We start from the raw sequence: 13,101 nt of genomic DNA on the forward strand, positions 1-13,101 counted from the left end.
TCTATTAAAAGAGGTGTCAAAACTTGTCTACTTATAAAATTGGTGAATTTAAACATAAAAAACAACCTTTCTATTTACCCGTAAACAATGAGGTTGAACTTTTTGAATCAGCAGCTAAGAAGAAATTACCGGTACTACTGAAGGGACCTACAGGTTGCGGAAAAACCAGGTTTTTGGAGTATATGGCTTTTCAACTAAACCGCCCATTGGTTACTGTAGCCTGTCACGAAGATTTAACTACGTCGGATTTGGTAGGAAGGTATTTGTTAAAAGGTGACCAAACAGAGTGGGTCGATGGTCCATTGACTATTGCCGTGAAAAGAGGAGCAATTTTTTACCTGGATGAAGTGGTTGAGGCGCGCAAGGACACTATTGTGGTCATTCACCCCCTAACAGACGACAGGCGTATTCTTCCTTTAGAAAAGAAAGGTGAAATGATCGAGGCGCCAGAGGAGTTTTTGCTGGTAGTATCTTATAACCCGGGTTATCAAACTATTTTAAAGGATTTAAAACAAAGTACCAAACAGAGATTTGTCTCCCTGGAATTTGGTTTTCCACCCAGGGAAAAAGAAAAAGAAATTGTTTGTAAAGAATCTGGTATTAACGAACCATTAGCTGAAAAGCTTGTGGAGTTGGCAGGTAAAATCAGAAGTCTAAAAAATAAGGGGTTGGAAGAAGGGGTTAGCACCAGGCTAATTATCTACGCGGCGCAATTAATTAATCAAAATATTTCAGTGCCTGAGTCGATAAAAGTGGCTATGATTAATCCCCTTACAGATGACCATTCCATTCAAAAAAGCTTGGAGGAAGTAACAGTATCTATTTTCAATTGAGTTGAGGTGTATCGTGACACAGCGAGAATATAAAAAACAAATAGATAATCTCTTAACTTTACATATATGTTCTTGTGATGAGACAAAAAAAATATTTGATAAGGTTAATGATGCTCTAAGAGATAGTAAAAATATTAAGGCTGCGGACATTTTTAAAGACGCTGTAGAAACGGTTATACAAACAAAAGACCCAAGCTTTTTGCGTGTGTGGTTAAATAAAACTTACGAAATAATGGGCATACCCTGGGAGACTCTTTGGAATTGGTTGAATTATAGTCCCGCTATGCAAGGGGTCTTGGAAAATAATGCATTTATGTTGTGGGCGCAATTTTGTGCAGCATTAAGTAGATACAATTTAAATACTTGTAATTGGGTTATCAAAAACAGTTGCGAAATATTTAAAAAAGTAAATAAACAAAAAAAATTAATGCTTATAAATATGTGTCTGGAACTTAATATGGAAAATTGGCTTGCTTCAGTTGAATTTTTTAAGACATTGCCTATTATAAATCGTTTTTTAAGCGATAAAGAAATAACCGATTGGTTTAATGAAGGGCTCTTTCTTGCCAAAGTTGACACCCGTCTTGGCGAAGCATATTTTAAAGCGGGTAGTTTATGGTCGAGTATATCATTTAGTATATTTGCTGATTGGATGAACTGCGGTAAAAAGTTATCATTTAATGATAAAGGATTGGCCATAGCATATTTTGATGCCACACCATCACTCATACAGAATATGGGTGAACATAACTTTAAGAGAATGTTGAAAATATGGCCTGCTTGGATGGGAAAAATCTATTCGATTGACTTGGATATAGCTATATGTTTCATAAAATCCAGTTGCCAAGTGATACCCAAGATAAAAATTGATGGGTTGGTAATATGGGCTGATATTGTGTTGAATATCAGCAATAATAGTAAGAAAGCGGCTAAAGCTTTGGTAAACTCCAGCGAGCTGGCTTTTGAAGAATTAAACGTTCATGAATATGCGAACTGGTATCGTCATGTGCTTGAAGAGTTCTCAAACGAAGAAACAAGATTTTGTGAGAATGTTGCTCTGCAGACAAGAGAAAGTAAAAGATTTTTAATATCATTTAGACAGGGTATTTCTTTGGAAGATGTGACTAAAAGTTTAACATATTATGCGACAGCATTTTTTAACAAGGAAATAATTATAAAGCCTGCTGCCTTATTGCCGAAGCAATTAACTGAGCAAAGTGTAAATTATGCCACCGGTGACGGTAAAAGAATTTATCTTCCCAGATTTTTAAGCGTTTACCCTACGGTGGAGGACAACATAAAATTATACAAGTCTTTTCTTATCCATGAAATAGCCCATATACTGGAAGGTACATATGAAATAACTGATGATGAAATAACTTACATTGCCAATGCATTTAATATTTTAAAATCAAAAAATATCGCTGGGTTGTATGACTATTTCAAAATGTTTGATAACTACGATTTGATTAAAGATCTGTTTGAATATATTGAAGATGCCAGGGTAGAAATGGCACTACAAAAAAGATACCCTGGAATTGAAAAAGAGCTGGATTGCACTGGTATGCCTGATCTATTAGATTTGGAAGGTAGTGATTTACTTGCCAGCTCATTAAAGACAATTATTGATTTATCTGTAAATAAGCTAAATAAAATAAAAGACAATAACAATTATTATGTTAGAACTTTCAGTACTATAATTAATAAGGATGCATCAGTTAAGGACAGCTTAATTTTGGCAACAAAGTGGTATTTATATATAAAAAATAAAATAGGTAATATTAACTTATACAAACCATGTCATTATGTGCTGCATAGGGGGAAATTATGTCCTGAGTTGATTGCTGCATCTAAAGAAGTAGAAAGTGAATACTCTTGGTCTGGATTATTAAGTAATGATAATTATTCCGGCACCAAGGCTTTAAGTGATCTAAATGCTGCTAAAAAAAATCAGCTAATAAGCCATTTAAAAGACCTAATTAAGAAATTATTACAAGAAGAAAGCGAATCATATAAAGCTATTGAATATTACGATGAATGGGACTGTACTTTATTGGGTTACAAACCTGATTGGACACGCGTCTTGGAAATTGAATTAAGACCAAGTTCTGCTTATTTTGTGCGAGACACTTTGTCAACTTATTATGGCTTGGTTTCTTCTTTAAAAAGGTATTTTGCCTTGTTGAGGCCGGACAGGTTTAGGCGCTATCGCAGGCAAGAGGATGGGGATCAGGAAGATTTAGACGCAATAGTAGAAACCTGGATAGACAAAAAGAGAGGTGTGGCCTCGCCCGGGGGGTTTTATATCAGGAGAGATAAACGCGTCAGGGATGTTGCTGTAGCCTTTCTGGTAGATTTAAGTGATTCGACTGACCAAAGGTTGGAAAGCGGTAAAACGATTTTAGACGTGGAAAAAGAATCAGTTGTTATTATGGCGGAGGCTCTGGAAATCTTAGGGGATAAGTACGCGATTTATGGTTTTAACAGCGAGGGCCGGGAAAGAGTTAACTTTTACATTGTTAAAGAGTTTAATGAGAGTTATAACACGGAAGTTAAACAGCGTTTTGGTGGCTTTAGGAGCGGGGGGCAAACCCGTCTTGGAGCGGCTGTTCGTCACGCTATACGAAAACTTGAAAAAATCGAAGCATCAGTAAGACTGCTTATCCTGCTTAGTGATGGGAGACCTTATGACGAGGGCTACCGTGCGGAGTTTGATACAAATGATCTTAAAGCATGGATCCAGCACGATGAATTGCTGTATGCCCAGGAAGATTCCAGGGTAGCTATCAGTGAAGCCAGAATGAAACTAATAACACCATTTTGTATTACCGTAGACAGTAAGGGCAAGGAATACCTGGAAAAAATTATTGGTTCAATCGGTTATATAGTTATTGATAATATAGAATTACTGCCCGTCAAATTGCCGGAACTGTATAAAAAGTTAACTGTTTAAATAAAGGAGGGTTAGGTTTTATCACATGTTGAAAAAAATCAACGGTCTTATAGACTATGCTGTACTAGAGGGCGCCTATAAAGCAGTTCTAATACCAGCCAGCCAAATAGTTGTGGACGAAAGGGTCCGGCTTAAATGTCAGGTTCCCTACTGCCCGAATTATAACAATAATTTGCGTTGTCCCCCCAACACCATGCCGGTAGCAAAATTTAGGGAGGTTTTATCTAAATACTCTGTTGCCTTGGTAGTACAGGTTAAATCTGCGGGGGCAGACGAAAAATCATTAATTAAGGCTGAACGGGATACTCAGTTGCTGTTGGGTTATTTGGAAAAGAAAGCTCTTGAGCTGGGGTTTTACCTTTCGGCAGGTCTAAGCGCATCAACTTGTCGTATTTGTGATGAATGTGTTGGGATCGGATCAGGTTTACCCTGTAGGAACCCGACGCAGTCTCGTCCGAGTGCGGAAGCGATGGGGATTGACGTTATTAAAACAGCCGAGAGAGCGGAACTGCCATTCAGCCTTAATAACATGGAGGAGGTGATATATACAGGCCTTCTTCTATTGAATTAAGGGGAGCTCAGAGAAGAATGCAGGTATAATGTTTAGAAGATTTTTTATTAAGTCAATATCCAGAATTATTAAAAAATAATTTGGGAGGTATGATGGTGGCGTCTTTATTTCAAGGCCAAGAAATGACAGGTCTCGAAAGGACAGCAGCGGTTTTAAGTGGCAAAAAACCGGACCGGGTACCTGTGTGTGCATTATTTAACGGTGCTTCCCGCAGGGTATTGGGAGTTGACTACCCCAAATGGTCTACAGACCCGGAAGAGTGTGCGGAATCTTTAATCCAGGGGCAGAAACTGGTAGGGGATGACGCGCTTACATTATTAATTGACCTGTCAGTAGAAGCAGCTGATTTTGGGCAAAAAGTTGTTTATCCCATTCGAAGCACGGCCTACTCTGATACAACTGTACCAGTAGTTAAGTCCGTTGAAGATTACTATAAAATAGAGAGAATTAATCCCCGCGAAACACCTAGAATGAGCTATGTTTTACAAGTTATTAATATTCTGTCCAAAAGGATAGGTAAGGAAGTAGCCCTTTGTGGGTTCATTTACGGACCTTTAGGAGTTTTATCGGCCATGCGTGGCCATGAACAGGTATTCATGGATTGTCTTAAAAAGCCTGATGCCGTATTGTACGCCGAAGATGTCATTGCGGATGTTTTGTGCGAGTATGCCAAGGCAATGGCTGAAGCAGGCTGCCACGCATTAATGTTGGATACTCTGTACGCATCCCAGACAATTATGAGAAAGAAAATGTGGGAAAAAATAGAAGGAGAGCCTGCGAAAAAGGTAATGGATGCAATGAGAGCGACTGGATTGCCGGTAACGCTGCATAACTGTGGTAATGGTATCTATTTTGATGCTCAGCAAAAATGGCTTGATCCAGTAGCTATCTCACATGCTTACCCGGCAGATGATTGTAAAACTTGGGAAGAACATGCCCAAAAATGGGGCAACCAAATTATAACCATTGGGTATGTAACACCTTCGGAGATGGCTCTTTCTTATGATTACCAGCAGACAATGGAAGCATGTAGGCAGTGCATTGAAACATTTAAAGTCACCGATGGCAAGTTTATTCTGGCTCCCGGTTGTGAATATCCACCCAACGGTACAATACTTAATGCCATGGCTATGGTAGAAGCTGCTAAAACTTATGGTGTTTATAAATAAGCCATTTAAATAATAACGTGAATAAATAGCTGAAAGGAGATGTTTTATTTGACACCGGAAAGGGAACAAGAACTGTTGAAAGCATTAGCGGACGGAGTCGTTAATTATGATGAAGAAGGTATCGTAGAGACAGTAAACATAGCATTGGAAGAGAAGCTTGATCCACACAAGGCTGTGTTTGACGGGCTGGTTGTGGGTATGCAGGAATGTGGTAGGCTTTATGAAGAGCAAGAATATTTCGTGCCGGAACTTTTAATGTGTGCCGATGCCATGTATGCGGGCCTTCATATACTTCGTCCCCTGTTAAAAGGTGATGAAGCAAACGCCAGAGTAAAAGGTCAGGTAGTTATGGGCGTGGTGCAGGGTGACGTGCATGATATTGGAAAGAATATCGTGAAGATGATGTTTGATGCAGCTGGTTTTACTGTTCATGATCTTGGCAGGGATGTTCCCTTGGAAAAGTTTGTGGAAGAACAACTAAAAACCGATTCCGAAATTGTAGCCCTGTCTGCTATGATGACTACCACTATGGTAGGTATGAAGGATATTATTAAGCAGATAAAGGAAAAGAATCCTAAAGCTAAGATAATGATCGGTGGTGCGCCGGTTACTGAAGAAATCGCCGGCAAGTGGGGGGCAGACGGCTATGCTCCCAACGCAAGCAATGCCCTTCAGGATGCCATTAATATGGTATCCTCCCTAAAGGATATTTCTTAATCCTGATAAAATTTGCAGTTTAAACGCCTGCCCCCATTAAGGGGGCAGGGACAATTCAACTATAGTGTTATAAGCAAAGGCGAATATCTTGTTAATTATACTAAAACATTTAGTAATAGATCATTTTGAGTTTTCATGTATTTTGCACAAGGGAGGAATATCATGAGTACCTATCAGGTAATTTTTCAGCCTTCGGGAAGAAGAGGGCGTGTTGAAGAAGGAAAAACATTGCTTGAGGCTTCCCGGGAATTGGGTGTCGACATAGAAGCTGTTTGCGGCGGGGCTAAAAAGTGCGGTAAATGCAAAGTAAAAATTGAAGAAGGTTTTTTTGAAAAGTTCAATATTGATTCCAAGATGGGCAATCTTTCACCGTTTCAGCCCGAAGAGGAAGGTAAATTTATAACTGAGGAAATGATTGGGGACGGTTACCGTCTGGCGTGCATAGCTAAAGTGCAGGGAGATATACTGGTATTTGTTCCGGAGGAAAGCCGCGGGGCGACTCAGGTGGTGTTGGAAATTGGGAAAGAGGGGCGTGTTTTCAACCTTGATCCCGCGGTTACCAAATATTATGTCGAGTTGAAACCGGCTACATTGGAAGATCATACAGGAGATTATGAGCGCCTGGCGGAGGCGTTACACAAAAAATATAATTTGCCTCCCAATTTAGGTATTGATTATTTCTGTCTCAACCAGTTGCCAAATGTAATAAGAGATGGTAATTGGAATGTAACCGCAACCGTTTGGAATGATAAAGAAATAATACACGTTGAGTCCGGACTGGTGGAGAAATGTGTCGGCTTGGCCGTTGATATTGGTACAACTACCGTGGCAGCTTACCTGTGCGACCTTAAAACGGGTGAAACTTTAGTGCGTGATTCGATGATGAACCCACAGGTTAGATACGGCGAAGATGTTTTGTCCCGGATAACTTATCATATGATGAATGATGATGGTATGGAAAAAATGCACAATGCAATTATTGAAGGGTTAAACACTTTGGCTGCAAGAATGACCAAAAAAATCGATATGACACCCAATGATATTCTGGAAGTAACTTTGGTTTTCAATACAGTAATGCAACACATTGCCTTAAATATTGATCCGAAATTTGTAGGGCGCTCACCTTTTACTGCGGGGGTTAAAAGCTCCCTGGATATTAAGGCCAGGGATTTGGGAATAAAAGTAAATAGATGCGCCAATGTTCACACCTTGCCGGTGGAAGCGGGATTTGTCGGTCCGGACAACGTAAGTGTTTTGATTGCCGAGGAGCCCTATAAGCAAGATAAAGAAATTAGGCTGGTTATTGACATTGGAACCAACGGTGAAATTGATGTGGGCAACAGTAAAAAGTTAATGTGTACTTCTTGCGCTACCGGTCCGGCACTGGAAGGCGCCCAAATTAAATTTGGTATGCGGGCGGCACCGGGAGCAATTGAAAGAATTCTAATTGATCCGGAAAGCCTGGAACCTACGTATAAAGTTATTGGTAAAGAAGAATGGTATCCGGATATTGAAAAAACTGATGCTAAAGGTATTTGTGGTTCTGCCATTATTGATATCATAGCTGAATTATTCAAAACGGGAATTATCAATAAAAGTGGTAGGTTTAATTTAAAACAATTAGAAGCTAAGACGCCCCGTGTTCGCAAAGGCGAAGACGGCAGACCCGAGTATGTTTTAGCTTGGGCCAAGGAAACTTCAATTGGTAAAGATGTTACCATTACCCAGGGCGACGTTAGGGCCGTTCAGCTGGCCAAGGCGGCACTTTATTGTGGTGCTGAATACTTAATGGAGAAATATGGAGTGAACAAGGTGGATAGTGTTACCCTGGCCGGCGCATTTGGTAGTTATATTGATCGTGAAAGCGCTCTTACGATGGGTATGTTCCCGGACTGTGAGCTGGAAAAAGTGCAGGCGGTCGGGAATGCTGCCGGTGACGGTGCCAAGCTTGCCCTGCTGGACAGAGGGAAACGCAAGGAAGCAATGGAAGTCGCCCACAGTGTAGAGTTTGTGGAAACGGCTGTGGAACCGGACTTTCAGGATAGATTTGCCCTGGCGATGGCATTTCCCCATGCCACCCATAAGTTCCCCAGCATACAACATATCCTTGATAAAATACCCAAGAGATAATTTCTGGAAGGAGTGTCAATAATGCTAACTTTAAGTAGTGAACAAAAAGTATTTCAGTTAGGTAGCTGGAAAATAGGCGGGCAACCGGGTAATAACCCACCGCTGCTAATAGCATCTATGTTCCACAACGGGGACCGTATACTTGAGAGCAGGAAAGAAAAGAAATTTGACCGGCAAAAGGCAACAGAATATGTAAAGAAGATGGAAGAGCTTTCCGACCAAACCGGTGTGCCGGCCCTGGTAGCACTGGTTGCCACATCGGCTGATGAAATGAAAGAATATGTTGATTTCTACACTAGCATCAGTGACCGGCCGTTCGGCATTGATATGTGGGTGGAAAAAGCCCGTTTAGAGGCGGCGGAATATTGCTGCAAGAAAGGTTTACAGGATATTTTACTTTATAATAGCATCACACCGTGGGATAAGGATATTCCCGGACAAGTGACCAAATTAAAGGAAATGGGAATTAAACACGTTGTGTTGCAAGCATATAATCAGGATGACCCTTCCCCTAAAGGGCGGGTAACAGGGTTAAAGAATATGCTTAATTCAGTTGGCGAAGGTACTTTTGAAACCGTACTTGTTGATACCTCGGTAATGAATTTACCTTCCACTTCATTTTCCTGTATTGCCAGTAAAATGGTCAAAGAAGAGTTTGGCTATCCATGTGGCGTAGCATCGTCAAACGGAACTTATATGTGGAAAAATGCCCGCGAGATGTGGGGTTCCGACGGATTTACGGCAATGAATTCTACTGCGCAGGGTCTGGCAGCTTTCTTCTGGTCCGACCTTTTATTCAGCGGCCCGGTAGTCAACCTGCCTAAAATCATACCTGCAGTAGCTACTGCCTGCCTAATGCAGGCCACCATGGTATATAACGAAACGGGTAAGCTGCCTGATAATGAAAATCACCCGCTGTATAAATTCTTCGGCGACTTTGCCAAACAGCTTTCCTAGTGACGGGAGGGACTACTATGGTCTTGATTAGTCAAGAGATGAAGGAAATGGTTACGCAAAACCAGTGTTTTATCGCCACTGTGGATAGTAACGGAGTGCCAAGCGTCGCACCTAAAGGGTCCACTACCGTGCTGGATGATAATACTATTGCTTTTGCGGAAATTGTAGGTAAAAAAACCTATAACAATATACAAAATAACCATAATGTGGCTGTTGTTGTTGCTGACAGAAACTCTCTTGCCGGATACCGGTTTTGCGGAAATGCGGAACTGGTTACGAGCGGACCTGTTTATGACTTGTTTTGCGAAAACCTGCATAGACTCAGGCTTCCTGATCCGTTGGCCGTAGTGAAAATTAATGTAAAAGAAATTTACGACATGTCAATCAAAAATCCCGGCGGTAAAATTGCATAGATAATTTAATTGGTGGAGGATGATAACGTGAATTCCAAAGAAAGAGTTCTAAATATATTAACTAATAAAGATGCGGACAGAATGGCTTGTTTTAGTGGTATGGGCAGTGTATTAACAGCCAGCTTGGAAGAGCATGGATATAAATTCCCCACTGTGCATGGAGACGCTGTCAAGATGGCCAAAACAGCTGCTTATACGTATCGGGCCACCGGTATGGAAAGTGTGGTGGTGCCTTATGATATGTGTGTTGATGCCGAAGCCCTCGGTTGTGTTATGAATGCTTATGAAGATGTTAACCAACTACTTTATCCAACAATTAAAGAAAAAATAATTCATAACGAAGAAGAGATGAAGACACTTACAATACCTGATAAGGTATGGGAAAAAGGACGTTACCCTGTAGTATTGGAAGCTTTAAACCTGTTAAAAAACGACGTGGGAAATGAAGCAGCCGTCTGCGGCTGGCTATTGGGTCCATTTACCATGGCAGGACAGATTATGGATTTAAATGATTTGTTTAAGCTGGTATTTAAGAAACCTGATCTGGTAAATGGCATGCTGGAGGTACTTACTGATCTTGTTATCACTATGGCGGCAAAATTCCGTGAAGCAGGTGCTGATTATATTTGTATTAGGGAAATGGGTGCTACTACGGATGTGCTGAGTCCGAGAAATTTCAAACAGGTGATTGATCCTCATTTAGAAAGGATTTTTGCTAATATTGGTTCGCCTAATGTATTGCATATCTGTGGCAGCACGAATATCGTTATGAAAAATATGTTGGCCAGCGGTGCTGATGCCATTAGCGTTGAAATCAAAAATAATCTGCAAAAGAGCAGGGAAGATATCGGCTATGATCCTTTGATTTTTGGCAATATCGATGCATACAGTGTTTTGGTGCTGGGGACTCCTGATGATGTAGCGCAGGCAACTATCAATGCTATGGAGGCAAGCGTTGATTCGGTATGGCCCAGTTGTGATATCTGGCCCGAAGCCCCTGTGGCTAATGTTAAAGCCATGGTAGATACGGTTAAGCAATATGGGGCAGAAAAATGGGTTAGAAAAAATAAATAATATTACGCAGGCCGCTTGGTTATGAACTTGGTGGATAATTTCAGATCGATTATCCACCAAGTTTGACCACCGTTTAAGAATATGGTTACCCCTTGACTATGGACAAAAAACAGTTAGCAGAAACACGAACTACTTGTTCATCTAATACTAATATTATATTATAAATTGAAAAAATCTACGCTATATTCAAAATACAGGCGTGAAATGGGAGAGGGGAACCAGTAAATGGCTAAGGCCAAAGTACGTGCTGGAGCTTGTGGATTCACAACTGTAATTAAAGTTAAAAAAATTGATAAATTAAAGGTTAATGTCCAAATAATAAGTGCTTGTACAGACATACGTAATCTAAATGAAGATTTGGCTGAGGTGGATTGTTCAAAAGGCGTATTTGGTAGTATTGTTGATTCTTATATTTACAAAGCAGCCAGTAAACGATTGCATAATTCCGATTGTCCTGTTCCATGTGCAATTATAAAAACTATTCAAGTTGAATTGGGCGGGGCTCTACCTAAAGACGTAGTAATTAAAATCACAAATGATGACTAAGCTTATAGTTTATCTGAAAATTTGTGGGCATGCTGGAGGGAATTATGGCTAAAGTTTGGCTTCGGGAGCTGACAGCCGAGAATCTAAAAAATTTAATAATAAAATTGGGCGGAACATTGGTTGGCTTTGGGGATGTTAGCGTTGGGCTGGCCAATGAATTACAACATCTTTCCTGTGCTATATCTATTGCTATAAAACATTCTCCGGTTGAGGTAATTAAAACTCCTAAAATATTGGCATATTCCAACCAGTTGATTGGCGTTGACAAAAAACTTAAGCTTATTCAAAAAACTGTCGTTTCCATATTAAAGAGTTATGGATATAAAAGTCTTGCCATCCCCCCTGATTCAATGCGTGATGATAATCGTTTTATCGCTAAACTTTATCCTCTTTTCCCTCATAAAACTGCTGCAACATGCTCTGGTTTGGGATGGGTAGGTAAAAGCGGTCTTTTGATCAATGAACACTACGGCCCGCGCTTAAGCTGGGCTACAGTATTAACAGATGCACCGTTAAAGGTCAGTGACAAGCCCTATTTAACGAGTAAATGCGGTAATTGTAAAAAATGTATCAATATTTGTCCGGTGGAAGCAATTAACGACTGGAAGTGGGTACGTGGACTGATCAGACCCAATTTAAATTACAGTTTATGTAGAGAGCATTTAGAAAGAAACAAGCAAGTTTTAGGGAAAGCCATTTGCGGTCTATGTATAATGGTTTGTCCGAGGGGACGAGATAATATTAAGGAGGCCAGCACATGGCAGTTGTAGAAATCAGCCCCGGCATATGTGGTTTTATTACTAAAGTAACAGTTAAAAAAATAAATAAAAGAGTTGTTGAGGTTAATATTGAAACGGATTGTCCCAATATTAAAAAAGTAGCCGGGGACATAAAAAGTATTGATGTATATAAAGAACTTTTTTGTAAATTACATGAAACAAATATATACAAGACACTTATAAAAGGCATGGCTCATCCTACCTGTTTAGTGCCTTTGGGGATTCTTAAAGGTGTTGAAGTAGCTGCTGACCTGGCGTTACCCAAGGATGCCACTATAAACGTACATTCATAAATTCTCTCCAGACCCTAATTGCCGTATACCCTGCACATCCGGAAAACTGTCCGGGGGTGTACCATAACTAGTAAATTGGGTGTGTGTAATGATAACAATTTTGTGTTGTTCAATTCTTAAGCGAGAGATCGAATATATTATTAATAAAATAGATATTGAAGCGGAGTTAGTATATTTAGACTGTACTTTACATGTTGATCCGCAAAAATTATGCTCAGAAATTAATAAGTTCCTAAGTAATTCAAATAACGCATTTGTTATATATGGGAATAAATGTTGCCCGGATATGGAACAAATTATAGAAGCTAATAATGCCATTTTGATAGGAGCCCAAAATTGTGTTGATATGATATTGGGGCCGGAGGTAGAGAAACAGTCCACATTAAATAAAACATTCTTTCTTACAGGAGGATGGTTGGAAAACTGGAAGCTGATTTTTCAAAAAACGCTTAAATGGGATAAAATAGAAGCCCGTCAGAAGTTTGGTTATTGCGAAAAAATGTTGTTAATAGATAATGGATTGGTGAAAATATCTGATTATGAGCTATTGGAAATGTTTGACTATACGGGCTTGCCAATTGAAACATATGTAAATGGTTTAGGCTTTTTTGAATCTTTGATAGTTAATAAGCTAAGTAACTATATATATTTTTAACTTATCTTCTA

The 13,101-nt window shown here is 39.9% G+C and carries 13 protein-coding genes; all 13 read left to right on the top strand.

All coding sequences use genetic code 11. The annotated features are described in order from the left end of the window. The first annotated feature begins 23 nt into the window (after positions 1–23). Positions 24–833: a CbbQ/NirQ/NorQ/GpvN family protein gene (locus BM056_RS05370; protein ID WP_092469476.1), complete on the top strand. Its 810-nt coding sequence runs from the start codon at positions 24–26 to the stop codon at positions 831–833. A 13-nt stretch (positions 834–846) separates the two neighbouring features. Continuing rightward, complete coding sequence (locus BM056_RS05375) at positions 847–3,786, top strand: nitric oxide reductase activation protein NorD (protein ID WP_092469479.1); 2,940 nt, start codon at positions 847–849, stop codon at positions 3,784–3,786. 25 nt (positions 3,787–3,811) lie between these two features. Next, complete coding sequence (locus tag BM056_RS05380) at positions 3,812–4,357, top strand: DUF2284 domain-containing protein (protein ID WP_092469481.1); 546 nt, start codon at positions 3,812–3,814, stop codon at positions 4,355–4,357. Positions 4,358–4,452: 95 nt separating this feature from the next. After that, on the top strand, positions 4,453–5,526 hold the full coding sequence (locus BM056_RS05385) for a uroporphyrinogen decarboxylase family protein (RefSeq protein ID WP_165613391.1): 1,074 nt from the start codon (positions 4,453–4,455) through the stop codon (positions 5,524–5,526). Positions 5,527–5,565: 39 nt separating this feature from the next. Next, positions 5,566–6,243, top strand: coding sequence for a corrinoid protein (locus tag BM056_RS05390; RefSeq protein ID WP_092469485.1), 678 nt, complete (start codon positions 5,566–5,568; stop codon positions 6,241–6,243). A 162-nt stretch (positions 6,244–6,405) separates the two neighbouring features. Then, entirely contained in the window at positions 6,406–8,373 is a 1,968-nt protein-coding gene (locus BM056_RS05395) for an ASKHA domain-containing protein (RefSeq protein ID WP_092469487.1), read from the top strand. A gap of 21 nt (positions 8,374–8,394) precedes the next feature. Then, on the top strand, positions 8,395–9,330 hold the full coding sequence (locus BM056_RS05400; RefSeq protein WP_092469489.1) for a tetrahydromethanopterin S-methyltransferase subunit H family protein: 936 nt from the start codon (positions 8,395–8,397) through the stop codon (positions 9,328–9,330). Positions 9,331–9,347: 17 nt separating this feature from the next. Further along, complete coding sequence (locus BM056_RS05405) at positions 9,348–9,743, top strand: pyridoxamine 5'-phosphate oxidase family protein (protein WP_092469491.1); 396 nt, start codon at positions 9,348–9,350, stop codon at positions 9,741–9,743. A gap of 27 nt (positions 9,744–9,770) precedes the next feature. Continuing rightward, entirely contained in the window at positions 9,771–10,817 is a 1,047-nt protein-coding gene (locus BM056_RS05410; RefSeq protein ID WP_238456321.1) for a uroporphyrinogen decarboxylase family protein, read from the top strand. Between the two features lie 225 nt (positions 10,818–11,042). Continuing rightward, the gene (locus BM056_RS05415; RefSeq protein WP_092469493.1) at positions 11,043–11,363 is read left to right on the top strand and encodes a DUF6951 family protein; all 321 of its coding nucleotides are present in this window, start codon (positions 11,043–11,045) and stop codon (positions 11,361–11,363) included. A gap of 44 nt (positions 11,364–11,407) precedes the next feature. Further along, a complete protein-coding gene (locus BM056_RS05420) occupies positions 11,408–12,133 on the top strand; it encodes a 4Fe-4S double cluster binding domain-containing protein (RefSeq protein WP_092469495.1) in 726 nt (241 codons plus the stop codon). Beyond that, positions 12,121–12,435 carry a DUF6951 family protein gene (locus BM056_RS05425; protein ID WP_092469497.1) on the top strand — a complete coding sequence of 105 codons (315 nt, stop codon included), beginning with the start codon at positions 12,121–12,123 and terminating at the stop codon, positions 12,433–12,435. The genes BM056_RS05420 and BM056_RS05425 overlap by 13 nt, the downstream gene beginning before the upstream one ends. 88 nt (positions 12,436–12,523) lie before the next feature. Then, positions 12,524–13,090 carry a DUF1638 domain-containing protein gene (locus BM056_RS05430; protein ID WP_092469500.1) on the top strand — a complete coding sequence of 189 codons (567 nt, stop codon included), beginning with the start codon at positions 12,524–12,526 and terminating at the stop codon, positions 13,088–13,090. Positions 13,091–13,101 lie beyond the last annotated feature (11 nt).

Source organism: Desulfotruncus arcticus DSM 17038 (assembly GCF_900113335.1).
GTDB lineage: Bacteria > Bacillota > Desulfotomaculia > Desulfotomaculales > Desulfallaceae > Desulfotruncus > Desulfotruncus arcticus.